The following is a 25,610-nucleotide window of genomic DNA, read 5'->3' on the forward strand; positions in this document are numbered from 1 at the left end:
GCGCACTCCTGAATTGACTGTGATCGCATCCATGCAAATTACCGTTCCTCCGATCCAGCCGCCCTCGCGGGCCGATCTGCTCACGACGCTTGCACGCGAGACGCGCTGGGATGTCATCGTGATCGGCGGCGGCGCCACGGGCCTCGGCACCGCCGTGGACGCCGCGTCGCGCGGCTATCGCACGCTGCTGCTGGAAGCCGCCGACTTTGCCAAGGGCACGTCGAGCAAGGCCACCAAACTCGTGCACGGTGGCGTGCGCTACCTGGCGCAAGGCAACATCGGCCTGGTACGCGAGGCGCTGCACGAACGCGGCCTGCTGGCGCGCAACGCGCCGCATGTGGTGTGGCCGCTCGGCTTTGTCGTGCCGGCCTACCAGATGTTCGACCAACCGTTCTACGGCATCGGACTCAAGGTCTACGACATGCTGGCGGGCAGCCTGAACCTGTCCGGCAGCCGCTGGCTCAATCATCGCGAAACGCTGCAGGCCGCGCCCACGCTGGCCGAACACGTCGGCGGGCGTCCGCTGCGCGGCGGCAACCTCTACTTCGACGGTCAGTTCGACGACGCGCGCCTGGCCATCGCGCTGATGCGCACGCTATTCGACGTGGGCGGCACCGCCGTCAATTACATGCGCGTGACCGGCCTGACGCAAAGCAATGGTGTGATCACCGGCGTCACGGCGCAGGACGCGCTCGGCGACGCTTCGTTCGCGCTGCGCGCGGACTGCGTGATCAACGCCACCGGCGTGTGGGTGGACGCCGTGCGCCAGATGGAAGACGGCCAGGCGCGCACCATGGTGGCGCCGAGCCAGGGCGTGCACCTGACTATTCCGCGCAGCTTCCTGCCGGGCGACCGCGCGGTACTGATCCCGAAGACCGACGATGGCCGCGTGCTGTTCCTGGTGCCCTGGAACGGCCACGTGATCGTCGGCACCACCGACACGCCGCGCAAGGACCTGCCGCTCGAGCCGCGCGCCGCCGGCGACGATGTCGATTTCATCCTGGAAACCGCTTCGCGCTACCTGGCCCGCGATCCGTCGCGCGCCGACGTGACCAGCGTCTGGGCCGGGCTGCGGCCCCTGGTAAAGGCCACCGGCGAGGCGTCCACCGCGTCGCTGTCGCGCGAGCATACGATCGTCGTATCGAAAGCGGGGCTGATCACCGTGACCGGCGGCAAGTGGACCACCTATCGCAAGATGGCCGAGGATGTGGTGGAAACGGCGATCCAGCGTCAGTTGGTGCGCGCCGCGCCGTGCCGCACTGCCGAGCTGCCGCTGCATGGCGCACTGGGCATGCCGGAGGACCTGCCCGACCCGCATACTGGATCGCCGGATCGCTACTACGGGGCCGATCTGCCGCTGGTGCGGGCGCTGCCCGGCGCGGACGCGATGATCGTCGGGGCGTCCGGCCTGACCGAGGCGCACGTCCGCTTCGCGGCGCGCTACGAGCTGGCGCGACGGATCGAGGACGTGCTGGGCCGGCGCAACCGCGCGTTGTTTCTCGATGCCAGGGATGCGCTGGCCGGCGCGCCGCGCGTGGCCGCGATCCTGGCCGAGGAACTTGGGCTTGACGACGCCTGGCAGGCCAGCGAAATCGAAGCGTTTGGCGCGCTGGCAAAGGGCTATATGCTGAACGGAGCGGCCTGAGCGGTGCCGCTGAGCCGGCGGCCGGGCGGCGGATCGGCACGCCGCGGCGCCCATGGTGCGGGACTTCGGCGATAATGCCGGCTATTGCATCAGGGAGAACACCATGGACGAGATTGACGATCTGTCCGATCTGCCGATGCCCCGGTTTATCTGGGGCTTCGCTGTCGTCGCCAATAAAGGCGGCGAAATCATGCACGATGAATTCGAGTATCTGACGCACACGCGCAGCCCGCGCTTCACGTGCCGCGTGGTGGAACTCGAAGACATGCCCGCGGACAGCGAGGAATCCGGCATCGACGGGCGCGTGGTCCACTATGACGAGCCGGACCGCCTGTTCTACATCACCGATGCCGGCATGGCGCTGGTGAACTTCCAGTTGTTCGACAAGCTGCCCGACAAGGCCAAGCTCAAGAAGGTCTGCGACGAAGCCATCGCCAACTGGATGCTCCGGCGCGAATTCCTCGATGACGAGGAAGACGAAGGCTGAAAGCAAAAAAAGCACCCTCGGGTGCTTTTTTCTTGCCATGCGCCGCGCGCCGGCCGGGGCGCCCGCATTATTCGTGACGCCCTAGTCCTTCACTTCGATCATCCCCGACGCGACGCGCTCGATCTCGCAATAGACCGGCATCGCCTCGAGCGGCCCGGTGCAGCCAACCGCCGCGGCCTGGCTTGCGCTGGCGCCGGGTGGCAGGAACACAAACGCCATGCCCGGCTGGAATCCCGGGTGCCGGCGCAGGCTGTCGTTAAGGATGTCGAGATACTGTGCACGCGAAAAGACCTGCTTGGCCATGTCGAATCTCCCGGTAATCGGCTTAGCCCGGGCATCCTAGCATGGCCTTGCGCGCGTCTGTCACCGCATCGTGAGAACCGCGCGCCGAACGCTCCAACGCGCTTTCCTGAGGCGCTGAGCGTTCAGCACTCGCCCTTCTTGGCGTGTCCGGGCGGGCAGTGATAGCCCTTGGGCCCCGGGCCGCGCCGATCGTCTCCGTCGTGCCCGTGATAGCGATCGTCATCCGGCCCGTGGTTCCAGCGCTCGGGCTGCATCACCCAGCCATTGCTGGCGCGCACCCAGCGCGGCCCTTCGTAGGCATAGCCCGGGCGCTCGGGCATCCAGCGGCCGGCCTTCCATGCGTGCTTGTGATGGTGATCGTCCCAGTCCCAGTACCCGGGCGCCCAGATATAACCGGGGCGCGGCGCCGGCACGGCTTCGTAGATCGGCGCAGGCGGGGGCGTGCCAATACCGATGTTGATGTTGACCTGAGCCAGGGCGGCCGGCGCGAAGGCCACCGCCGAATACAGCAGCGCGGCGCCAGCGGCTGCGCGCAGGAAGGTATGACGATTCATGGGACCCCTATTCTTGTAGCTGGTACGAGCAGCAGTCTACCCACCGGCCAGGAGGTGGGTGTAAGAAAGGGTATCGGAAAATTACGAGCCCGGTTCAATGATCGCCGGCCATCGCCTTCAACTGGGCGTCGCCCGCCACGCGCGCCGCGTCGGAAGTGGTGAAGGTGTCGTCGGACACAATGGTCCTGCGGATCTGCTGGGCGCCAAAATCCACCAGCGAAATCACCCACACATAGCGCCCGGACTGGGGCGCGGTGTGCACGAAAGCCTTAAGTTGCGGTCTGGATTCAGTCACCATGGTGCTTCTCCGTACAAGACAAACGCGTCCAAAAACTCTAGCACATTCGTTTTAAGCTCTCCGGCCGGTATACAGTCGAAAGCAGTCGAGAGCGCCGGCACCATGCGGGCGTAGCGGTTTGTCGCTACAGTTTTGCCCGATCCCTGCCGACATTCCAATGGAGCCCTTCGCCCACCCATTTCTGCGAATCGTCCGACAATCCGCCTGCCCTCCAATTGCTGCGTACCGCGTTTCGCCTTCCTCCTGTTCCGTGCCGACTCGCCCGACCGGCCTTTGCGGCGGCGCTGGTTGTCGTGCTCGCCACGCCTTACCCAGGCGCCGTGTGCGCGGCGCCGACATCCGTAGCGACGCCGGCGGCCCCTGGCGCGCTGGCCTCCGTGGCCCCGCCAACGGCCGGCGCGCCGCCCGCGTCCCCGGCGTCCCCGGCGTCCCCGGCGTCCCCGGCGTCCCCTTCTCGCCCGGAATTGGTCGCGCGCGTGGTCATGAGCCTGCTCAGCTATGCAAGGTGGCCGAACGAGCGCGAATCGCTGCGCCTGTGCATCGACAACAGCGCCCGCTTTGCCGGCAAATTGATGGAAGGCGGCACGCTGTCGACCGGACGGCTGGTGGAAACACAGCGCGTGGACATGCTGGCCGACCCGATGCCCGCCGATTGCGACGCGCTGTACCTTGGCCCGATGACCGAGGCGCGCCGCAAGAAGCTGCTTGCCGACTTCGTTGGCCGGCCCGTGATGGTGATCGCGGAGGAAGACTTCGAATGCGAGGGCGGTAGCATGTTCTGCCTCAATATTCGCGAAAACCAGGTGTCGTTTCGCATCAATCTCGATGCCATCGCGCGCAGCGGCATTCACGTCCACCCCGGCGTATTGCAACTGGGACGCCGCAAGGCGCAGGGCTCATGAATCTGCGCGGCCGCCCACCCTCCCCGCTCCAGACTGCCCAGCCCCGGCCGACGCTGTACGGCACGCTGCGCCGCATCCATCTGAGCGTGGCTTTGATTGCGGTGCTCACGGCCGGGCTGTCTCTTACGGCGCTCGGCCTGACCGCGCTGCGCGCCTACGCCGATCACAACCTGCGACTGGTGGCGCGCTCGATCGCCTATACCGTCGAGGCCCCGGTGGTGTTCGGCGACAAAGCGGCCGCGGCCGACACGCTTTCCGTCATCGCTGCGGTGGAAGACGTGGCGGCGGTGACGGTTTTCGATCGCGATCGCCAGCAACTGGCGGCGTGGCAGCGCTCCGGCCAGGACCGCTTCCCGGGGTGGCGCCGGCTGGCGGGGGAACTGCTGAGCTCCGGCGAAGTAGAAATGCCGGTCGTCCATCAATCGCAACAGGTGGGTAGCGTCCGCGTGGTCGGGGATCCGGTCGCGCTGCTACATTTCCTGCTGCAAGGCACGCTAGGGCTGATTGCCTGCCTGTTGCTGACTGCCATCGGCGCCCACTACATGTCCAGCCGCATGCTCGTCGACATCGTCGATCCGCTGCGCAACCTGATGCGCGTGGCACACGCGGTGCGATCCGAACGCGCGTTCGGCCAGCGCATGCCGCCGGCGCGTATCGAAGAACTCAATGCGTTGTCGGAGGACTTCAACGTCCTGCTGAACGAACTGGAAGCGTGGCAGAACCAGTTGCAGCACGAGAATCGCTCGCTGGCGCACCGCGCCACGCACGACAGCCTGACAGGCTTGCTGAACCGCGCCGCCTTCACCGACGCACTGGACCTGGCCGTGCGCACGGCGGCGGCGCGCAACCAGTATGTCGCGCTGCTGTATCTCGACAGTGACGATTTCAAGGGGATCAACGACCGCCACGGGCACGCGGCGGGCGACGCGGTGCTGTTCGGCATTGCACAGCGCATCCGTACCTGTGTGCGCGACACCGACAGCGTCGCGCGGCTGGGCGGCGATGAATTCGCCGTGCTGGTTGGCGCGCTACGGCTGCCCGACGACGCCGTGCGGATTGCCGAGGGCATTCTGGACGCCATGAATGTGCCACTGAAACTGCCGGACGGCACCGCCATCATCGCGCCGCTGTCGATCGGCATCGCCATATTCCCGCTGCACGCGCGCAGCGGCTCAGGTTTGATGCATGCCGCCGATGCCGCCATGTACGGCGCGAAACGCCAATCCGGCGCCACCTGGCGCAGCGCCGAAACCGCCCCGCCGGAACCGCATGTCTGAACGCCACACCGATCGAACACCATGACGAAGCACCGCATCACCCGCCGCCTCTTTATCGCCTGCACCTTCGGCGCCACATTGGCGCTGACCGGTTGCGCCAGCGCGCCCGAACCCGCGCGCGAGAAACTCACGCCCGCGCAGGTCGCGTTGCTCAAGGACGAAGGGTTCAAACTGACCGACAACGGCTGGGAGCTTGGCCTGCCGGACAAGCTGCTGTTCGGTTTTGACGAGGACATCATCACGCCGGATCGGGAAAGCGCATTGCTGCGGCTGGGGCGCGCGCTGCACGACGCAGGCATCGAAGCGCTGCGCATCGACGGACACACCGACGATTCGGGCAGCGCCGACTACAACCAGCAGTTGTCCGTACGGCGCGCCGAAGCCGTGGCGCGCGTGATGGCCTCATGCGGATTTGGCCGCGATCACCTGCAGGTGCGCGGCATGGGCAAGTCGCGTCCGATTGCCGACAACCGCACTGCCGCGGGACGTGCCGAAAACCGCCGCGTGGCGATCATCGTCACCATCGACTGACACTGGCGGATCTTGCTGGCGGACCTTGCGGGCCGCCCCGGACTCAGTCTCCGAACGGATTCGGCACCTTGCCGACGGTGTCCTCGACCAGATCGAATTCGTCGCGCACATCGTCCACCACCGCGCGAATCGCCGCTTCATAGCCGCGCGCGTTGCCAAAGCGCAGCATGTCCCAGTTTCGCCCGCGCGCGTCGCGCTCGTGTGGCGTAGGGTCCGGAACCTGCACGCGCGCGCCATCGTTGACGATCTCGTCGATCTCCTGAATGCGTCGGCTCACCTCTTCCTTGATGACGCGCCGGCTGCGTTCGCGCTTGGACATGTGAGAGCCTCCAGTCGGTGGTTCGTCCGCGGCCATGCTAGCACGCAGCCGCCGACTTGGCGGCGGGTCGCCTTAGAGCGCGGCCTTGGCTGCCTGATACGCCGCATAGAGCCGCTGGAACACCGGGCCGGGCGTGCCAGTGCCGATGGTCTGGCCGTCGATCGACACCACCGGCAGCAGCTCCTTGCTGGCCGACGAAATCATCACTTCGTCGGCGCCGAACACTTCATCGCGGGCGATGCGGCGCGCTTCGATCGAAATGTCCATCGCCTGGCACAGCTCTTCCATCAGGCCGTAGCGGATGCCTTCAAGAATCAGGTTGTCCTTGGGCGGCGCGCAAACGCGGCCGTGCTTGACGATCCACACATTGGACGACGACGCTTCGGTCAGATATCCATCGCGGAACTGGATGGCCTCGGTGACGCCTGCCTCGGCCGCGACTTGCGCGGCCAGCACGTTGCCCAGAAGCGAAGTCGACTTGATCTGGCAGTTGAGCCAGCGGCGGTCTTCCATCGTCACGCAGGCCACGCCCTGCTCGACCGACGCGGCCGGCGGCAGCGCCATCGCGTTGGTCATGATCAGCACGGTGGGCGTGACGTCCTTCGGGAAAGCGTGCGCGCGCTTGGCCACCCCTCTCGTCACCTGCATATAGATCATCTGGTCGGCCAAGCCGTTGGCCTTGACCACACTGTCGATCCGGGCGAGCCATTCCGCCTCGGTATAAGGGTTGGGGATGCCGATCGACGCCAGGCTGCGCGCCAGGCGCGCCAAATGCTGCGCGCCGCGGAACGGCTTGCCGTTGTACAACGGAATCACCTCGTAGATGCCGTCGCCGAAGATGAATCCGCGGTCCAGCACAGGGACACGGGCCTCGGAAAGCGGCAACAGTTCGCCATTCAGAAAGACGACGGGTTCGGACATGACGGCTCTTATGGGAATGAACAATGCCCGGATTCTTCCACGTGGCCGGTGTGTACTTTATGCAAAGTTGGCATGCCGAGGGCCAAATTTACGGGCCATGCCGTGAGTGGCGCGTTATGCAAGTCAATTCTTTTAAGGGCTGCCACGCGTATGAATTGAATTTTTCTTAATTCACGGAATTCTTCCCGGATGCCTTGCTGCGCGCGGAAATCAGCGTGCTATATTTGTCACGCAGTATTTTCCACACGCAAAATCTGCTGCGTGATCTTCACAGGGCGTGCCGATATGACCGAACGTGTGTCTGGCCTTCGACGCATTTTCCATCAGATGGCCTTGCTGTTTCTGGTCATTGTCCCCTTCGTCGTTCCGCAAGGGTCTGCCGCGCAGGCCATCGCACCGGCCAGCGCCTCCGACGCGGCCGCACCGCCGCCCGGACGCGCACAGGTGCTGACCTTCGCACAGATGGGCGCGAACTACACGATTCCGCTGCGCGGCATCGATCCGGAGCGCACGGTCAACGTCGGCGTCCGTCTCGACGAGGTGGTGACCGCGGCCCGGCTCAAGCTCGTATTCACCTATTCGCCGTCGCTCGTCTATCCGCTGTCGCACCTGAAGATCCGCATCAACGACGAGGTGGTGGCCACGCTGCCGCTCGACCAGGAGCACGCAGGCCAGCAGATCTCGCGCGAGATCGACATCGATCCCCGCTACTTCACCGACTTCAATCGCATCAACGTGCAGATGATCGCGCACTACACGCTCGATCATTGCGAAGATCCCTATCACTCGAGCCTGTGGGCCGACATCAGCCCCACCAGTACGCTCACGCTGACCAAGTCCACGGTTACGTTGCCGGACAATCTCGCACTGTTGCCGGCGCCGTTCTTCGACCGTCGTGACAACCGGCGCGTCACGGTGCCATTCGTGCTGCCCGCCAATGCCGATCCGGTGACGCTGCGCGCCGCTGGTGTGGTGGCGTCGTGGCTCGGGGCGCTGGCAAGTTATCGTGAACTGCGCTTCCCGGTTACGCGCAGCGCGCCGGCCGACGCGCATGCGATTGCGCTGGTGCTGCCCAACGCGCAGCCCGATGGCGTCCATCTCGACAAGATCGAAGGGCCCACGGTCATGGTCATGCCGAACCCGGCCGATCCCACGCGCAAACTGCTGGTGCTGGCGGGGCGCACCCCACAGGAACTCGAAGTCGCCGCCAATGCGGTCGTGCTTGGCAAGGCCGGTCTGGCCGGATCGACCGCCGCCGTCAAGTCGGTCGATCTCGGCAAGCCGCGCCGCCCGTATGACGCGCCGGCGTGGGCGCCATCGGATCGCCCCGTGCTGTTCAAGGAACTGGTCACCGATCCGCAGCAGCTGCAGGTGTCGGGCGCTAATCCCGATGCCATCCGCGTGAACATGCGCGTGCCGGCCGACCTGTTCGGCTGGAACGATCGTGCGGTGCCGCTCAGCGTCAAGTATCGCTATACGGCGCCGTCCACGTATAACGATTCGACACTCAGCGTCGATGTCAACGACCAGTTGGTGCGGTCGTACCGCCTCAAGCCGCTGACCGTGCAGACCGACGAAAACTTGGTTAGCGTGCCGCTGCTGTCCGGCGGCAGCGCCACAGTCAGCAACGAGATACTGATTCCGGCGTTCCGGGTCGGCAGCAACAACCAGATGCAGTTCCGCTTTCATATCGATTCGCAAAAGACCGGCTTATGCTCGTCGTCCGCGGCCAATGTCGGACGGGCCGCCATCGATCCCGATTCGTCGATCGATTTCAGCGGATTCCTGCACTATGCCGCGCTGCCGAATCTCGCGTTCTTCGCCAACAGCGGCTACCCGTTCACACGCCTGGCCGACCTGGCCGACACCGCGGTCGTGATGCCCGATGCGCCGACGGCCATCGACGAGGAAGCGCTGCTGACCGTGCTCGGCCATATGGGCAAGTGGTCGGGCCTGCCTGCGCTGCGCGTCGCCGTCACGCCGGCCAAGGCGATCGAATCGGTCAAGGATCGCAACCTGGTGATCGTCGGCACCGGCAGCGCAGCGCAGGTGCTGCACGGCTGGGGCAAGTCGCTGCCGCTGCTGATCGAGCGCGGCAAGACCGAGATCGCGTTGCGCGACCAGCGCACGCATGCGTGGTCGGACTGGCTCAGCGGCATCGAGGCCGAGAACATCTCGCCGGCCGGGCGCGCGATCCTCACGGCCAACGGGCCGCTGGCGGCGCTGATCGGCTTCGAATCACCTTACGCCGCGCAACGCAGCGTGGTGGCCCTCACCGCATCGAGCGATGACCGCGTGCGCGACGTGCTCGACGTGCTCGAAGATCCCGGCAAGGTGGCGCAGATCCGTGGCGATCTCACCGTGATCCGGCAGCGCGACCTGGAAGGTCTGCGGCTGGGCGAGACGTATTTCGTCGGCAATCTGCCGTGGTACGCATGGCTGTGGATCCGGCTGTCCGCGCATCCGGCGCTGCTGGCGATTGGCGGAATGCTGGCCGGCCTCCTGGTGGCGCTGACGCTGTTCTGGGCCCTGGGCCGGCTGGCAGCGCGCCGCAACGGAGGCTGACATGTTGCGGGCAAGGGTCTGGCTGGTGCGTGCGTCGATGCGCGGCGCGCTGGCGTGCTGGTTGGCTGGCGTCGCGCTGACCAGCGCCGCCGCCACGTGTCCATGGCCGGACTGGGACGCCTTCCGCCGCAACACCATCAGCCAGGATGGCCGCGTGATCGACGCCAGCACCGATCAGCAAGTGACCGTCTCCGAGGGGCAGGCCTACGGCCTGTTCTTCGCGCTGGTCGCCAATGACCGCGCCACGTTCGACAGGCTGCTGGCATGGACGGAAAACAATCTCGCGCAGGGCGACCTGATCGCCCATTTGCCTGCGTGGATCTGGGGCAAGCGGACCGAAGGCGAACAGGCCGGCACATGGGGCGTGATCGACCGCAATCCCGCATCCGATGCCGATGTGTGGATCGCCTATACGTTGCTGGAAGCGGGCCGCCTCTGGAAGGAACGCCGCTACACTGCGCTTGGCACATTGATCGCGCGCCGCGTGCTGCGCGAGGAAACCGCCGTCCTGCCTGGGCTCGGCCGCACGCTGCTGCCCGGCCCCGTTGGCTTCCAGCCCGCGGCCGACGTCTGGCGCCTCAACCCCAGCTATGTGCCGCTTCCCGTGATGCGCCGTCTGGCAAAACTGCTCGGCGACGACAGCAACTGGAAGACACTGCTCGACACCTCGGCGCGGCTGGTCGTCGACACGGCACCGCGCGGCTTCTCGCCCGACTGGGTCGAATATCGCAAGGGACGCGGCTTTTTCCCCGACACGCAGACGCAGGCCGGCGGGTCCTACAACGCGATCCGCGTCTATCTGTGGGCCGGCATGATGGCCTCGGGCGACCCGCTGCGCACGCCGGTCCTGCAGGCGTTTCGGCCGATGGCCGATTACGTCCTGCAGCATGGCCACCCGCCCGAGCGCGTCGATACGCAGGCGGCAACCTTCGGACCCAACGCCGGCAACGCCGGATTCTCGGCCGCGGTCGCGCCGTATCTGGCGGCCATTGGCCAGACCGACGCGGCACGCGCGCAGGCGCAACGCACGCGCACGATGGCCGCGCAAGAGCCGCTCGGCTACTACAGCCAGGTGCTGGCGCTCTTCGGCCTCGGCCATCTCGACCAACACTTCCGCTTCGAGGCGGACGGCACGCTGGTGCCGGCTTGGGAATCCACATGCCGCGCCGCGCGTTAGCCCCGACGCTGGCGCTGTGCCTGGCCAGTTCCGCATTGCCGGCTATCGCGGCGGATCTCCCGCCCGCTTCGCGCAGCGCGCAATCGAGCGAGATGGCCCAATTGCTGGCGGCGGCACGCATGTGGGATGCAAAGAATCGCGCCGACATGGCGCGCGGCATTCTGGAAAAGGCGCTGCTGATCGACCCGAGACAGCCCGAAGCGCTCAAGCTGATGGGGCTGATCGAGATCCGTTCGAACCGCCCCGCCGAAGCCGAGAAACGGCTGGCCCAGTTACGCGCCGCGGCGCCCGACAGCGCGGCCACGCAGGAGTTGGAAGACGCCTATCGCATTGCCACGCGCGACAAGCGCGAGATGGCGACGATCAGGCTGCTGTCGCGCAGCGGCAAGGATGACGAGGCGGCGCAACGCCTGCGCAAGCTGTTCCCACGCGGCGCGCCCTCCGGCAGTCTGGCGCGCGATTACTACCGCATCCTGTCCGGCACGACGCAGGGCCGGCCGCAGGCGATCGCCGAATTGCGGCAGCGCATCCGCGCCAATCCCAACGATCCGTATCTGAAGCTGGCGCTGGGCGATCTGCTGACCGACCGCGAGGCCACGCGTCAGGAGGGCCTCGCGCTGCTCTACGAAGTGGCACAAAAAGCCGATGGCGATCGCACCACGGCGATCGATATCTGGCGGCGCGCGCTCTATCGTGTCAACGACGACACCGCGTACTACGTCTGGTTCGAGCGCTATCTGAAGGAAGTACCCGACGACAAGGCGGCGCAGGAAACGCTGGCCGAACTGGGCAAGAAGGTCACGGCGCAGCGCAAATTGCAAGCCGACCCCGCGTTCCAGGCGCGTCAGCGCGGCCTGGCAAACCTGGAACGCGGCCAGCTCAAGGACGCCGACATCGCGCTGCAGAAGGCTTACCAGAAGCGCCGCAACGATGCCGAAGTGGTCGGCGGACTGGGACTGGTGCGGCTGCGCGAAGGGCGCCATGACGAAGCGCGCGAACTGTTCACGCGCGCGCAGCAACTCGACCCGAGCAGCAAGTGGCGCGGCCTCATCGTCACGGCCACGTTCTGGGGCACGCTTGCCAAGGCGCGTGAAGCGAATGCGCAAGGCAAGCCCGCCGAAGCGGAAACGCTCGCGCGACAGGCGCTGGCTCAGCAGCCCGGCAACGAAAACGCGCAGGTCATCCTGGCCGACGCGTTGATCGCGCAGAACAAAAACGACGAAGCGGAAACGCTGCTGCGCCAGATGCTGGCGCGCCCCAAGCCGGACGTCGGCGCGCTGCGCACGCTGGCAGCGCTGCTGCAGAAGGAAGGCCGCGGCGACGAAGTGGAGCCGCTGATCGCCAGCCAGGAAGCGCGCATGCAAGGCGCGTCGGACGACCTGCGCGCGATGCGTGCCGATCTGCTTTCCGTGCAGGCCGAGAGCCTGCTCGCCCAGCAAAAACGCAGCCCGGCGATCCGCAATCTGGAAGCGTCGATCCGCCTGCGCCCCGACGATCCATGGACACGCTTCACGCTGGCGCGCGTCTATCGCGACCTGAAGCTGCCGGCGCTGGGCCGCAGCGTGATGGATGACGGCATGCGCGCGGCGCCCAACAACGACATGCGCTACGCCACCGCGCTGTACCTGAACAGCCTCGACGACATCGATGCGGCCAGCACGGTGCTGGCGGCCGTGCCGCAGGCAGAGCGCTCGGAAGGCATGCGCGGGCTGTCCCATAACCTCGCCGCCCAACGCCTGCTGCGCGACGCACGCCAGCGCGTGGCCCAGGGCCGCGACGACGAAGCGCGCGCACTGCTGGATCAAGCCGCCGCCGAAGCTGCGGAGGACCCGCACATGCTAGCGTCGATTGGCCGCGAATGGATCGCGCTGGGCGAACCCGACAAGGGCCTCGCGCTGGTCAGCGACTGGCTGGCCGCGCACCGCGAGGCGCCACATGTCGATATCCGCCTGCGCTACGGCGAATTGCTGGCGGCGGCCGACCGCGACGACGATCTGCGCCAGTGGATTGCGGAATCGTCGGCGCTGCCGGACGTGTCAGCCGAGGAGCGCGCCGATCTGGCCGATCAGTCGCTGCGTCTGGCGATGCGCGAGGCTGACCGGCAGATTGACGCCGGCGACCTGCGCCGCGCACACGACGTGCTTTACGCCGTGCCCGCTGCGCAGCAGACCGACCGTCGCTGGCTGCTTGCGGTGGCGGACCTGCGCGAAGCAGCCGGCGATTATCGCGGCGCAGCCGATGCCGCACGAGAGGTGTTGGCCACCCAGCCGCACGACGCGGGTGCGCAACTGACGCTGGCGCGGCAGTACGAACGCATCGGCAAGACCGATCAGGCGCTCGAGATCGTGCGTACCGTGCTGGCGGAAACGCCGGACGACGACATCGATACGCGACTGTCGATCGCGCGGCGCTTTACCGCGATGCGGCGCGAGGACGAGGCGAGCGAAGTCGTCGATGCGCTGGATGCACGCTTTCCCGAGCGCGCCGATATCACCGTGCAACGCGGACGCGTCGCGCAATCGCGCGGCGACTTCAACGATGCGGCCGCGCTGTATCGCACCGCTCGCGGCCTGGAACAGCGCGAAAGCGTGCCCGCCGGCGCCGACGGCACACCCGCGCAGCGCGCACTCGCGGGACTGGAAGCGCGACGCCAGGGCGAAGTGGCCACCGCCGTCATGCAATCGAACAAATCCGGCGACGACGGCATCTCAAAGCTGCATGCCACCGAGATTCCGCTGTACGTGCGCATTCCGCACGGCTACACCGGCCACATGTTCTTCCACGCCGACACGGTGTTGCTCGATGCGGGCACGTTGCAGGCCAGCCGCCGCGTCAGCGATCTGCCGTTCGGCAAGATTCCGGCGCTGGGCAACGCCGGATTGGGCGCCATCGGGCAATCCGAAAAAGGCGTGGCGCTGGCCGCCGGTTACGAATACGACGGCGCCTACAACAGTTGGCGCGCCGATATCGGCACCACGCCGCTCGGATTTCTTGAAACCACCGTGGTGGGCGGATTCCGCTATCGCGCCGATCTGGGCGTGCAGTCGGTGACGGTCGACATTTCGCGCCGCGCCCAGACCAGTTCGCTGATTTCGTATGGCGGTGCGCGCGATCCGGTCACGGGCGAGACCTGGGGCGGCATCGTGCGCAACGGCGTGCATCTGCGCTATGCGCGCGATGTGGGCCGGGTCGGGCTGTTTGCCGATGTCGGCGCCGGCCTCTACACTGGCGACAACGTCAAGACAAATCGCGAGATCACGGTGCGCACCGGCTTCGACGTACCGGTCTATACCCAGCGTGACCAGCGCGTGTCGAGCGGACTGGTCGTCAACTACTGGCACTACTCCGACAACCAGCGCTTCTACACCTTTGGCCACGGCGGCTACTACAGCCCGCAACGCTACGTGTCGGTCGGCATTCCGCTGGACTGGACCGGCCGCTACGCCAAGTGGTCGTGGAGATTTCTGGGATCGGCGGGCTGGTCGTTCACCTACGAGAACGACGCGCCCTACTTTCCCACCCGCCCGGATCTCCAGGCGCTCAGCGGCAACGCCACCTATGGCGGCGGCTCTGGCGGCGGCTTCAGCTACACGCTCGGCGCTACGGTCGAATACACGTTCGCGCCGCACTGGGTGGTCGGCGCCGGTTTCTCGATCGACCGCTCACGTGATTACGCGCCTAACCGCGCCATGGCATGGCTGCGGTATCTGTTCGACAAACGGCAGATGCCGGTGCCGTTCCCGCCAACGCCGGTGCGGCCATATTCGGCATATTGAGTTTTGGGCCACTGATGAACGACGCCTCTCGCCAACCCGCCCAATCCGCACCCGCTCCGTTGCTGGCGCGGCTACAGGCGCGCGCCACGCTCGCCATCGAGGGACTGCCCGCGGCGCTGGCAACGTTGACCGCCGGTCGCGCGCATGTCGTGTACGCCAGGCCGTCGCCCGCGCGCGATGCGCTGTTCTGGCAGACCGCCGCGTCGGCGCTGCGCGGCCCGGCCTGCGTGCTGTCGACGCGCAGCGCGGCGGAGATCGCCACGGCGCTGCGCGAGCATGGTCTCGATATCGATGTGAACCGAGCCCTGCACGCACGCGCCAACCTGTGCGCATTGCGTCCGCAACAAGGCCGCCCGGGCATCGACGTCCTTCTCGACGCGCTGCAGGCGCTGGTCGATCAATGCGGCGCGCGCGGCACGGCGTTCCTGATCGAAGGCGCGGAGGCGTTTTTCAGCTGGCACGACGCCACGGCGCTGGCCGTGGAGGGCGCGCGGCTGGGCGACTGGTGTGCGCAGGAACGCTGCAGCCTGCTGCTGGTCGTGACGCCGCCCACGCTGGAGCCGGGACAGGCGCCATCCGACCTGCATGGCTTTCACGGCCGCTTTGCCGGCGCGGTGCAGCTCTCGCAGCAACAAGGCCAATACACGTGGGAAGTCGCGTTCTGGCGTGACAACCAGGCCGTGGTGGCCGGCGAGGTGATCCGCCTGCGCTTTGCGCCGCAGGAACACCGCCTGATGGTAGCGTCCGATACTTTTAGCGATGCCATCGAGGAAGCCGGCATGCTCGCGCCCGACGAGAACCGCGTGATCGTCAGCCGCGAGGCGGTGCTGCGTGAGCGCCATATCCCGGAAGATTGGCGCGTGGTCGACAGCAACGAGGCGGCAGTCGCCACCGCCAGCAAGTCGGTCGCCGCGACAGTAATCCTCCATTACGCGGGCAGTCGAGACCTGGAAACGCTGGCCGGCCAGGTGCATCGCCTGCGCCGCACCGCGGGGCGCGCGCTCAAGATCGTGATCCGCGAAGACCGCGAGGCCATGCGGCAACACTACGAATTATTGATGCTGAATCTGGGCGCCAATGCCGTGATTGCACAGCGCACGCCGTTTGCGCGCATGCAGGCGATGATCGACGGCTTGCAAGGCCAGGTGTTCTCGCGGCCTATCCTTGCCGACTATCGCAATGCCTTGTCCGCCGTGCTGACCACCACGACCAGCGGCTATGTCACCGCATCCACCTTTATCACGTTGGTGCGCGACGCGGTCGAGCGCAGCCGGATGATTCGGCTGCCGCATGTGTTGCTGCAACTGCCGTTGTTGCCCGAAAAGGCGCATATCGACGCACTGCGTGCTTGCCAGATGAACCGGGCCGGCGACCTTTGCACGGCCAGCAGCGACAGTCTCTACGCGTTCTTCTTCGCGTGCCGCATGGACGACGTCGACGCCGTATGCCAGCGCGTGTTCAAGCGACCCATGGCCGATCTGTTCCAGGGCGATCTGCGCAGTGGCGACAACGAATCGATCGCCGCCGTGCTGGGCCGCTTGGAGGCCGAGATCGCCGCATATCCACCGCCCGACTACAGCACCTGGCTGCCGTCGCCGGCCGCGCAGGAATCGCCCTCCCACATCGGCACCGGCGCCGACGCGGCCACGGAGCTCGGCACCGCGCCGGGAGCCCCACCCGCGCCGCAGCCGGTATCGCCGCCCGTATCGCTGCCCTTGATCGCACCGCGCCGCGTCGGGCCACGCCCCGGGCCGCGCGCGCTACCCGAGCACCATCCGGTGCCGCTCAAACGACAGGACTGACGATGCCCATCTTTCTCGGCTACTTCGTTTGGGGACTGATTCTGGCCGCACCGCTGGCATGGCTGGCGTGGCGCTTCGACCTGCTGCGCTGGCTGCCGCGCTGGACCGCACCGCGCCCAAGGCGCGCGGTGCGCCTGCCGCCGCAGCTTGACGCCCTGGTAATCCGCGGCAAGCGCCAGTCCAATGGCGGAGGCCCTCGATGAAAACCGTGGCAATCGTCTCCACCACGGGCGGCGCCGGCCGCACCACGCTGACCGCCGAGCTTGCGGCGCTGCTGGCGTGGCGCAAGCACGCGGTGCTGGCGCTGGAATGCGACCCGCGCAATGTGCTCGGCTTTCATTTCGGGCTGCGCGACATTCCCGCCGCCGGCCTCGGCAGCCATCTGCAGGAAAACCCTGGCGCCGCATGGGCCGGCACGGGCCAGCGCAGCGACGACGACGTGCTGTTCGTGCCATGGGGCGACGACACGGCCATCGGCGTGATGGAACGCCTGCCCGCCAACTGGCTCGCGCGGCGCATCGATCAGGTCGACCTGCCGGCACGCGCGGCGGTGCTGGTCGATACGCCGCCATGGCCGTCGGCAGGCGCCAACCAAGCCATCGATGCAGCCGACCTGGTGCTGGTGCTGACGCCCGCGCAACCGGAAACCTGCCTGACGCTGCGACGGCTGGTGGATGCACTGGCGTCGCGCGGCAAGACGGTCCGCTACCTGGCCACGCGACTGATGCCGGCGCGGCAACTGCAGGTCGATATCGTTGCCATGCTGCAAGCCATGGTGGGGCAGGACATGCTGCCTTATCACGTGCACGAGGACAGCAGCGTCGCCGACGCCCTGGCGCGCAGCGAGAGTTTCTGCCGCAGCACGCCGCATTCGCAGACCGCGCACGATTTGAACGGGCTGGCGTCATGGCTGTCCGCGTGGCTGGAATCGAACGACACGCGCGCGGCTGACGGCGATCCAGGCGGGAGCCAGTCATGAACGCAATCGCAAGCGGATGGCGACAATGGACCACCGCGGCGCGCGCACGCATTGCGCGCCGGCTCGGCGTGCAGGCCGACACGGGGAGCGCGCCGCATTTCGGGGACTGGCTGCTGCGCCTGTTCTTCCGGCCGCCGCGCCCCGGCAAACGCGACATCCCCGCGGAATGGAGCGCGCTGATCTACCGCCGCGCGAAGCTCCGGCTCGGCATCGGCAAGCGCGCTCATAGCGGTACGTGGGTCTGGCGGCTGTTCGTGCGGCCGCCCAAGCCGCGCGTGCGCCTGGCGGCCGATCCGCGCAAGCAGCGGACCGAACAGGAACCTGCGCGCACGGGTTGGCTGCGCCGGGCGCTCGATCGCGTACTGGAGCCGCTGTGGCATCGCGTATCGCGCCTGCGGCACAAGATCGTGACGCGGCTGCCGCGGCCGAACTGGAATCGCGTGGGCTATGTATCGGAAGCGTTTTCGGCGCGCGTCGGAAAGATTCCGTTCGTGCTGCCGGTGTCGCTGGTGCTGGCCGCGATCGCGGTGGTGGCGGTCAGCACGACGCCGCTGCCGCTCAAGGAGCAGCTCACGCTGTTCGCCGTGGTGTGGATCGCGCTGGCCGTGGTGCGTCGCATTCCGGGACGGCTGGCGACGCTGACGATGATCGCCATTTCGACCCTGATGGCGGGCCGCTACATCTGGTGGCGATCCACGCAGACGCTGCAGTTTTCCACCGCGATCGAAGCGGCGGTTGGCTATGTGCTCTATGCCGCCGAAGTCTATACGTGGATCGTCTTGGCGCTGGGCTATCTGCAAACCGCGTGGCCGCTGCATCGCAAACCGAAGCCGCTGCCCGCCGATCCGCAACAATGGCCGACCGTGGACGTGTTCATACCGACCTACAACGAGTCGCTGAACGTGATCCAGCCCACGGTGTTCGCCGCACGCAGCATGGACTGGCCTGCCGACAAGCTGCGCGTGTACATCCTCGACGACGGTCGCCGCGCGCACATCCGCGAATTCGCCGAAGCGGCTGGCGTGGGCTACCTGACGCGCACCGACAATCGGCACGCCAAGGCCGGCAACATCAACGCCGCATTGCCTAAGACTGGCGGCGACTATATCGCCATCTTCGACTGCGACCACATCCCCACACGCTCATTCCTGCAGATGACGATGGGCGAATTCCTGGCCGATCCGAAGTGCGCGCTGGTGCAGACGCCGCACCATTTTTTCTCGCCCGATCCATTCGAGCGAAATTTCGATACGTTCCGGCGCGTGCCCAACGAAGGCAGCCTGTTCTACGGGCTGATCCAGGACGGCAACGATTTCTGGAACGCCACGTTCTTCTGCGGCTCGTGCGCCGTCATCAAGCGCGAGCCGCTGCTCGAAATCGGCGGCATTGCCGTGGAAACCGTCACCGAGGACGCACACACCGCACTGAAGCTGCACCGGCTGGGCTACAACAGCGCCTACCTGCGCACCGTGCAGGCGGCGGGACTGGCCACGGAAAGCCTGTCCGGCCATATCGGCCAGCGCATTCGCTGGGCGCGCGGGATGGCGCAGATCTTCCGGCTCGACAACCCGATGTTCGGCCGTGGGCTGAAGTTTTTCCAGCGGCTTTGCTACAGCAACGCCATGCTGCACTTCTTCTACGGCATTCCGCGGCTGATCTTCCTGACCATGCCGATCGCGTACCTGTATTTCGGGCTGCATGTGATCAACACCTCCGCGCTGCTGATCACGGCCTATGTGGTGCCTTACCTGCTGATCGCCAACATCACCAATTCGCGGCTGCAGGGCCGCTTCCGGCATTCGTTCTGGGCAGAGGTCTACGAATCGGTGCTGGCCTGGTATATCGTGCTGCCCACCACCGTGGCGTTCATTAATCCGCGCGCGGGCAAGTTCAACGTGACGGCCAAGGGCGGGCAGATTGCCGAGGATTACCTGGACTGGACCATCTCCAAGCCCTACCTGGTGCTGCTGGGGCTGAACGTTATCGGCCTGGGCTGCGGTATCGCGCGCCTGCTGTTCTGGGGCACCGAGGAGCCGGCCACGGTGCTGATGAACATGGCCTGGGCGTTGTTCAACCTGATCATGCTGGGCGCGGCGGTGGGCGTGGCGCGCGAGGCGCGGCAAGTGCGCGTGTCGCACCGGATTCCGATGCGCGTGCCCGCCACGCTGTTGCTGCCCGACGGCCGCACGCTCGCGTGCAAGACGGAAAATTATTCGATGGGCGGACTGGGCGTGGTATTGCCGATCGACGTGCCGTTGCCTGAAGGCGCGCGGGTTGGCCTGTGCCTGTCGCGCGGTCCGCGCACCTATCACTTCCCGGCGGTGGTCACGCGCCACGTCAATCGCCATCTCGGAGTTCGCATGGACAACCTGACCATCGAGCGCGAAACGCAGTTGATCCAGTGCACCTTCGGCCGGGCCGACGCATGGATCGACTGGCTCGATGACGAACGCGTGGACGCGCCGCTGCGCAGCCTCAAGGAAGTGATCGAAATGGGCTACCAGGGCTTGCTGCGCCTATACGACGCGCTGATGGACGCCGTGGATCTGGTCGTCGCGCGGCGCCGCTCGCGCATGCCCTGACTGCCGACCGAATCCGCCTGTATCGAGACGACATGGGACTCTGGAATCTCTACTTCCTCACCAAGCTGTACTTGTTCCATACCGGGCAGATGAAGCCGGTTTGGATCCTCAACATCGCCCTCGCGCTGCTGTTGGTGGCGCCGATGGAATCGCGTCCGCTGCGGGTGATCCGGCAAATCCTGGCGATTGGCGTTGGCGCCGCGCTGGCGTGGCGCGAATCGACGCTGCCGCCGTTCGAGCGCGTGATCTCCCAGTTTTCCAATATCAGCGAGTTCACGCCCGCCTATCTGGTCGAATTGCTGCAACGCCTGGTGTCGATCCAGATGGTGGTGGCCGCGCTGCTGGTGCTGGGCGTCTATCTGCTGGTGAATCGCTGGCTGCGTACCACCACGTTCGTGCTGATCGCGTTGCTGGCCATGCCGTTCTGGTATGGGCTCGGGATTGGCACGCGCGGCGCTAGCGCGGCCGATGTGGCGCGCGCCGCGGACAGCCCGCGCGCGGACATCAACGCCACCAACAACTACGACGCCATCCTGGCAGCGTTCCGGCAACAGGAAGCGTCGCGCAGCGTCACTGTGGCGCCGTTGACGGCAAGCCCCGATGCCCAGTTCGACGTCATCCTGCTGCATATCTGCTCGCTGTCGTGGGACGACCTCGATGCGGCCAAGAGCCTGAATCACCCGTTGCTGTCGCGTTTCGATTACCTGTTCAAGAATTTCAGCTCGGCGGCCAGCTACAGCCGTCCGGCCGCGATCCGCGTGCTGCGCGGCGCGTGCGGACAGGAAGAACACAAGGCGCTGTACGATCCGGCGCCGGCCGAATGCCATATCTTTGCCGATCTGGCCCAGGCAGGTTTCACGCCGCATGTCCTGATGAACCACGATGGCCGGTTCGACAATTTCCGCTCGATTGTAGAAAGGGAAATGGGCGTGGACGGCCTGCATCCCGAGCCGACCGACGGCGTGCCTGTGGCGATGCGGTCGTTCGACAATTCCCCCGTGCTGGGCGATTTCGACACCTTCGATCACTGGTATCGGCAACGCCTGGCGCAGGCCGACAAGAAGCCGGTGGCGCTGTACTACAACACGGTGACGCTGCACGACGGCAACCGCCTGCCCGGCAAGCGCCTGACCAGCCTGGAATCGTATCCGTTGCGGCTCAAGAGCCTGCTCGACGATGTCGACCGCATCATCGACACCATCGCCAAATCCGGCCGCAAGGCCGTGGTGGTCTTCGTGCCCGAGCATGGCGCGGCACTGCGTGGCGACAAGAACCAGATCTCCGGCCTGCGCGAGATTCCCACGCCCAATATCATCCATGTGCCGGTGGGCGTGAAGCTGGTAGGCCTGCCGAGCAGCGAGACGCCACAGCCGGTGACTATCGACGCGCCCATGAGCTTCCTGGGACTATCGCAACTGGTGTTCAACCTGGTCGCCGACAGCCCGTTCCGGCAAGGCGCGCCCGCGCTGTCGCAATACGCGGCGGACCTGCCGCAGACCCAGATGGTGGGCGAGAACGAAGCCACGGTCACGATGAAACGCACCGAGGGCTACGTGATCCACACCCCGGACGGTGTCTGGGTCGAACAAAAATAGGCATCGTCATGGCCAAGCCAATCACCTCGCGCAAGGCGGCCATCGCCTACAACGACATCGACGCGCTGGCGCAACATGTCAGTGGCTTCGACGGCAGTCACTACTTCGACCAGCAGGGCGAAGTGGAAACGCGCCAGGCGGCGCAGCGCTGGCCGCTGCTGGCGCGCACGATGGGCTTGCAGTTGCGCGAGGACGGCGCGGCGCTGGCCGCCACGGACAACGCCGCGCCTGCGCGCACGGCCGACCGGGAGCCGTGAGGGCGGCGTACACACCCGGCCGGAACGCTAATGCCGCCACCCCTCGCGAGTAGGGCCTTAGCCGTTGATTTGCAAGGGAATTCGTCACGGAATCGACATAAAGCGTGCCTAGACTCTGGGCCACTTTCCAATTCCCTGCTCTCCTCGTCATGTCCGGCTTTCTGGTGGATCCTTCCGCTGCCCGACCACGCTTCCGGCAGCCATGCGCAGAGGATCTGGCCGTGCCTACGCCTTCGGTCACCACGGACCATTCCAACCAGGACGTGCTGGAAGTCTTCGCGATGCATCGCGAGCTGGCCTGCCTGCCGGTCACCGAGCAAGGCAGGCCCATCGGCTTGATCAACCGGTCGATTTTCCTGTCGCAGATGAGCAAGCCGTATCACCGCGAGCTCTACAACCGCAAAAGCTGCATCGCCTTCATGGACAAGGAGCCGCTGGTGGTGGACGCGTCGATGAGCATCGATGCGCTGACCTTTCGCACCGTCGAGTACGGCGAAAAGGCGCTGGCTGATGGCTTCATCATCGCGCGCGACGGCCAGTACATCGGCCTGGGCCAGGGCCTTCAACTGATGCGCGTGGTGGCCGACATGCAGGCCGAGCGCAATCGTCAGATCATGCACAGCATCGACTACGCCAGCACGATCCAGCGCGCGATGCTGCGCACGTCGCGCGAATCGCTGGCGGCCACGCTGCCAGACGCCGCGCTGGTGTGGGAGCCGCGCGACGTGGTGGGTGGCGATTTCTATCACTTCGCCGCGTACCCGGACGGCTGGTTCGCCGCGCTGGCCGACTGCACCGGGCATGGCGTGCCAGGCGCATTCATGACGCTGATCGCGTCGTCGCTGCTGACGCAGGCGCTGGAACAACTGGGCCCGCGCGATCCCGGCGCGCTGCTGATGGCGGTTAATCGCGGCATCAAACAGATGCTGGCGCAGAATGACCGCGAGCCGCGCCAGGTGCTGGACGCCTCGGCGTCGGACGACGGCATGGACGCCGCATTCTTCTGGTTCGACAACGCTACCGGCGCGCTGACGTTTGCCGGCGCGAAATCGTCGCTGTTCGTGCTGCAGGCCGACCCCGCCGACACCGAGGGCGAGATCATCAACGGCGCCCGCATGGGTGTGGGCTATGTCGGCACGGCCATGGATTTTGCGTGGGAAAACCGCACCGTGCCGACCCGCTCCGGAACCCTCGTGTTCGTCACCACCGACGGCTTGATCGACCAGATCGGCGGCCCTCGCGAGATCGCGTTCGGCAAGCGCCGCATGCGTGAAGCGATTTGCGCCCAGCGCCACGCGTCGGCCGCGCAGATCGGCGAAGCCGTGCTCGATGCGCATCGCGCGTGGCAAGGCGCGCAGCGCCGCCGCGACGACCTGACCTTCTTCTGTTTCCGCGCGCAATGAACCTCGCCGCATCGCGCCAGACCGCACCGCACATGACCGCCGCCTACTCGATTGACAAGGAATATGAGCCGTTCTTCCAGATGGCTCGGGAACGCAACGTGATCTTCTACTACGTCGGCTATTTTTCGCAGAACATCATTGCCGCCATGTCCGATGCGGTGCGCCTGCAGCTCACCGTGAGCGGCGTGGATGGCACCACGCGGCGCAAGCTGTTTTCGTCGTTCGTGGAAATGGCGCAGAACATCGTGCACTATTCGTCCGATTCGCTCACGTCGCCCTCGCAGCCGGACGGCCAGCTGCGGCACGGATCGGTCTGCATCAGCATGGTGGACGAACACTACCGCCTGATGTGCTCGAACCCGGTTTCCTCGGCGCGCGTCGAACAATTGCGCGGCACGCTCGAGAAAGTCCGCACCATGACGCTGGACGAAATCAAGCGCGCGTACAAGGAAACGCTGCGCGCCGACGCACCCGAAGGCAGCAAGGGCGCGGGGCTTGGCATCCTGACGATGGCACGCGATGCCAGCGCACCCCTGGAGTACAACTTTCAGCCGATCGATACGGATCCGGTCTCGACGATGTTCCAGTTGGTCGCCACCATCTGATCCGCCGATCGCACAGAGCCAGACATGGAAAACCTGTTTATCGCCGCCACGCCAAGCTCGCCCGAGTTGAGCTTCGACTTCGCGCGGCACACGCTTTCGCTCAAGGGCGAGTCCTACCCCGAAAACGCCGCGGTCTTTTACGGCGAAGCGCTCGGCCGGCTGCGCAAGTACCTGGCCGAGTGCGACGACATGGACATCACCGTGAACGTTGCGCTGACCTATTTCAACAGCTCCAGCACCAAGATGCTGTTCAGCATGTTCGACGCGCTGAACGAAGCGGCCGAGAACGGCAATCGCGTGACGCTGCACTGGTTCCACGACGAAGACGACGACACGATCCTGGAATTCGGCCAGGAACTGCACGACGACTTTCCCGCCATCGACTTTGTCGACGAAATCACCACCAGCAGTTGAACGCGCCGCGCGAAGTGCCTCCTGCCGCAGCCATGTCGGAACCTGACCTGTTCGAATCGGAGAACAGCGTGCTGGCGCATGCCAAGGCCGTGTTCTGCGACGTCGACGCCGGCGAGGACGCCTACCGGCATACGCTCGGTCAACTGATCAGCTATTACGAACGACTGATGCGCGAAACGCGGCGGCTGATCCGGCGCAGCGACCGCGAAGAGCTGGAAATGAACCGGCTCAACCATCGGCTGCAGGAACTGGCGCAGGAACTCGAATATCGCGCCACGCATGACACGCTGACCGGTGCGCTGAACCGCGGCGCCGTGATCGACCGCGCCACCGCTGCGCTGGCGCGCGGCAGCCTCGCGTTGATCGTGCTGGACATCGACCATTTCAAGCGACTGAACGACGATTTCGGCCATCCGGTCGGCGATGCGGTGATCTGCGGCGTGACGGCGTGCCTGAAGGATACGGTCTGCGCCGAAGGCGTGATCGGCCGTGTGGGCGGGGAGGAATTCGCCGCCCTGCTGCCCGACTTCATGATCGACGAGGCCATCGCACTGGCCGAACGCATGCGCGAGGCCATCGCCGCATACCGCTTCCCGTCACCGGTGAACCGCCAGGTCACGGCCAGTTTCGGCGTGAGCTGGTCGCCGCAGGGCCGCACCTTCGAACATGCCTACGGCCGCGCCGACGAAGCGCTTTACGAAGCCAAGCGCAGCGGCCGCAATCGCGTGACCCGCGCCATCCTGGGCTAGCGCCCGATCCTGTCGGGATGCGTGGCGTAGTACGCCAGCACCAGCGACGCGGTAAACGCCATGCCGGCGATCGTGAAGGCCAGCAGCGTCGGCAAGGCAATGCCCCGTTTTTCATTCGACATGCGCGTCTATCCCGTTGTGCGAACACCTACGCTGCATGGTAGTGGACGATCGCCAAGATTGCGAATCGCGATGCGGACCCGGCAGGCTTCGGCGCGCGACGGTGCGCACTGCCTCGCGGGCCATCGACGCCTATCCCTATGGCGACACAGGTGCACGCGACACCGCGGTCGCCCCGGTGGTGGGCGCCAGGACCTGTACGGCGTCCCGTGGCTCGGCGGCCTGATCGGGCGACATACGCGGCGGTTCTGGCGCGGGCGGCAGCAGATGATTCACCTGGCGCGACATGCAGCCAGTGAGCATCAGCAACATCAGTAAACCCACAAGCTTGCGTGGCAGCATGTTTCGA

General features: G+C 66.2%; 25 protein-coding genes. 18 read left to right on the forward strand and 7 right to left on the reverse strand.

The annotated features are described in order from the left end of the window. Positions 1-31: 31 nt before the first annotated feature. Positions 32-1,645, forward strand: coding sequence for a glycerol-3-phosphate dehydrogenase/oxidase (locus tag F7R19_RS14705; protein ID WP_150981099.1), 1,614 nt, complete (start codon positions 32-34; stop codon positions 1,643-1,645). 103 nt (positions 1,646-1,748) lie between these two features. Next, positions 1,749-2,132, forward strand: a complete 384-nt coding sequence (locus tag F7R19_RS14710) for a hypothetical protein (protein ID WP_061960205.1) — start codon at positions 1,749-1,751, stop codon at positions 2,130-2,132. Positions 2,133-2,213: 81 nt separating this feature from the next. Here F7R19_RS14710 and F7R19_RS14715 read toward each other — a convergent pair whose 3' ends face one another. The 3 genes from F7R19_RS14715 to F7R19_RS14725 form a co-directional block, all read right to left on the reverse strand. Then, a complete protein-coding gene (locus F7R19_RS14715) occupies positions 2,214-2,435 on the reverse strand; it encodes a hypothetical protein (protein WP_061960197.1) in 222 nt (73 codons plus the stop codon). A 122-nt stretch (positions 2,436-2,557) separates the two neighbouring features. Beyond that, complete coding sequence (locus tag F7R19_RS14720; protein ID WP_150981100.1) at positions 2,558-2,989, reverse strand: YXWGXW repeat-containing protein; 432 nt, start codon at positions 2,987-2,989, stop codon at positions 2,558-2,560. A 94-nt stretch (positions 2,990-3,083) separates the two neighbouring features. Further along, positions 3,084-3,287, reverse strand: a complete 204-nt coding sequence (locus F7R19_RS14725) for a hypothetical protein (RefSeq protein WP_061960199.1) — start codon at positions 3,285-3,287, stop codon at positions 3,084-3,086. A gap of 377 nt (positions 3,288-3,664) precedes the next feature. Between F7R19_RS14725 and F7R19_RS14730 the strand changes: the two genes are divergently transcribed. The 3 genes from F7R19_RS14730 to F7R19_RS14740 are packed head-to-tail and all read left to right on the forward strand — an operon-like array spanning position 3,665 to position 5,997. Continuing rightward, entirely contained in the window at positions 3,665-4,189 is a 525-nt protein-coding gene (locus F7R19_RS14730; protein WP_223505779.1) for a YfiR family protein, read from the forward strand. Continuing rightward, positions 4,186-5,466 carry a diguanylate cyclase domain-containing protein gene (locus F7R19_RS14735; protein ID WP_150981101.1) on the forward strand — a complete coding sequence of 427 codons (1,281 nt, stop codon included), beginning with the start codon at positions 4,186-4,188 and terminating at the stop codon, positions 5,464-5,466. The genes F7R19_RS14730 and F7R19_RS14735 overlap by 4 nt, the downstream gene beginning before the upstream one ends. Positions 5,467-5,487: 21 nt before the next feature. After that, positions 5,488-5,997 carry an OmpA family protein gene (locus F7R19_RS14740; protein WP_099047674.1) on the forward strand — a complete coding sequence of 170 codons (510 nt, stop codon included), beginning with the start codon at positions 5,488-5,490 and terminating at the stop codon, positions 5,995-5,997. A 43-nt stretch (positions 5,998-6,040) separates the two neighbouring features. Here F7R19_RS14740 and F7R19_RS14745 read toward each other — a convergent pair whose 3' ends face one another. Together F7R19_RS14745 and F7R19_RS14750 are read right to left on the reverse strand one after the other, a co-directional pair. Then, a complete protein-coding gene (locus F7R19_RS14745) occupies positions 6,041-6,316 on the reverse strand; it encodes a hypothetical protein (protein WP_150981102.1) in 276 nt (91 codons plus the stop codon). A 72-nt stretch (positions 6,317-6,388) separates the two neighbouring features. Next, a complete protein-coding gene (locus F7R19_RS14750; RefSeq protein ID WP_150981103.1) occupies positions 6,389-7,237 on the reverse strand; it encodes a D-amino acid aminotransferase in 849 nt (282 codons plus the stop codon). Between the two features lie 285 nt (positions 7,238-7,522). On the opposite strand from F7R19_RS14750, the gene bcsB reads away from it, so the two are divergent. The 13 genes from bcsB to F7R19_RS14815 all read left to right on the forward strand — a co-directional run bounded on the left by bcsB (position 7,523) and on the right by F7R19_RS14815 (position 25,141). Next, positions 7,523-9,802, forward strand: coding sequence for a cellulose biosynthesis cyclic di-GMP-binding regulatory protein BcsB (gene bcsB, locus F7R19_RS14755; protein ID WP_061960204.1), 2,280 nt, complete (start codon positions 7,523-7,525; stop codon positions 9,800-9,802). Position 9,803: 1 nt separating this feature from the next. Then, entirely contained in the window at positions 9,804-10,979 is a 1,176-nt protein-coding gene (bcsZ, locus tag F7R19_RS14760) for a cellulose synthase complex periplasmic endoglucanase BcsZ (protein WP_150981104.1), read from the forward strand. Next, positions 10,961-14,755: a cellulose synthase subunit BcsC-related outer membrane protein gene (locus tag F7R19_RS14765; protein ID WP_150981105.1), complete on the forward strand. Its 3,795-nt coding sequence runs from the start codon at positions 10,961-10,963 to the stop codon at positions 14,753-14,755. Before bcsZ ends, F7R19_RS14765 begins: the two co-directional genes overlap by 19 nt. Positions 14,756-14,769: 14 nt before the next feature. Next, a complete protein-coding gene (gene bcsE / locus F7R19_RS14770; RefSeq protein WP_150981106.1) occupies positions 14,770-16,557 on the forward strand; it encodes a cellulose biosynthesis protein BcsE in 1,788 nt (595 codons plus the stop codon). A gap of 2 nt (positions 16,558-16,559) precedes the next feature. After that, positions 16,560-16,760 carry a hypothetical protein gene (locus tag F7R19_RS14775; RefSeq protein ID WP_150981107.1) on the forward strand — a complete coding sequence of 67 codons (201 nt, stop codon included), beginning with the start codon at positions 16,560-16,562 and terminating at the stop codon, positions 16,758-16,760. Then, entirely contained in the window at positions 16,757-17,536 is a 780-nt protein-coding gene (gene bcsQ, locus F7R19_RS14780) for a cellulose biosynthesis protein BcsQ (RefSeq protein ID WP_150981108.1), read from the forward strand. The genes F7R19_RS14775 and bcsQ overlap by 4 nt, the downstream gene beginning before the upstream one ends. After that, positions 17,533-20,118, forward strand: a complete 2,586-nt coding sequence (bcsA, locus tag F7R19_RS14785; protein WP_150981109.1) for a UDP-forming cellulose synthase catalytic subunit — start codon at positions 17,533-17,535, stop codon at positions 20,116-20,118. The genes bcsQ and bcsA overlap by 4 nt, the downstream gene beginning before the upstream one ends. Positions 20,119-20,150: 32 nt before the next feature. After that, entirely contained in the window at positions 20,151-21,713 is a 1,563-nt protein-coding gene (gene bcsG, locus F7R19_RS14790) for a cellulose biosynthesis protein BcsG (protein WP_150981110.1), read from the forward strand. A gap of 8 nt (positions 21,714-21,721) precedes the next feature. Beyond that, on the forward strand, positions 21,722-21,970 hold the full coding sequence (gene bcsR / locus F7R19_RS14795) for a BcsR/BcsP family cellulose biosynthesis protein (protein WP_150981111.1): 249 nt from the start codon (positions 21,722-21,724) through the stop codon (positions 21,968-21,970). 149 nt (positions 21,971-22,119) lie between these two features. After that, positions 22,120-23,373, forward strand: coding sequence for a SpoIIE family protein phosphatase (locus F7R19_RS14800; RefSeq protein ID WP_150981112.1), 1,254 nt, complete (start codon positions 22,120-22,122; stop codon positions 23,371-23,373). Positions 23,374-23,405: 32 nt separating this feature from the next. Beyond that, entirely contained in the window at positions 23,406-23,978 is a 573-nt protein-coding gene (locus F7R19_RS14805) for a SiaB family protein kinase (RefSeq protein WP_061959761.1), read from the forward strand. Positions 23,979-24,002: 24 nt separating this feature from the next. Beyond that, positions 24,003-24,392: a DUF1987 domain-containing protein gene (locus F7R19_RS14810; RefSeq protein WP_061959752.1), complete on the forward strand. Its 390-nt coding sequence runs from the start codon at positions 24,003-24,005 to the stop codon at positions 24,390-24,392. 32 nt (positions 24,393-24,424) lie between these two features. Continuing rightward, positions 24,425-25,141, forward strand: coding sequence for a GGDEF domain-containing protein (locus tag F7R19_RS14815; protein ID WP_150981113.1), 717 nt, complete (start codon positions 24,425-24,427; stop codon positions 25,139-25,141). Here the strand turns inward: F7R19_RS14815 and F7R19_RS30480 are convergent. Both F7R19_RS30480 and F7R19_RS14820 read right to left on the reverse strand, forming a co-directional pair. Beyond that, a complete protein-coding gene (locus F7R19_RS30480) occupies positions 25,138-25,263 on the reverse strand; it encodes a hypothetical protein (protein ID WP_263289587.1) in 126 nt (41 codons plus the stop codon). The two genes, F7R19_RS14815 and F7R19_RS30480, sit on opposite strands and share 4 nt — an antisense overlap. Positions 25,264-25,399: 136 nt before the next feature. Then, the gene (locus tag F7R19_RS14820; RefSeq protein WP_061959751.1) at positions 25,400-25,603 is read right to left on the reverse strand and encodes a hypothetical protein; all 204 of its coding nucleotides are present in this window, start codon (positions 25,601-25,603) and stop codon (positions 25,400-25,402) included. Positions 25,604-25,610: the final 7 nt, after the last annotated feature.

It is taken from the genome of Cupriavidus pauculus (assembly GCF_008801835.1).
Taxonomy (GTDB): Bacteria; Pseudomonadota; Gammaproteobacteria; order Burkholderiales; family Burkholderiaceae; genus Cupriavidus; species Cupriavidus pauculus.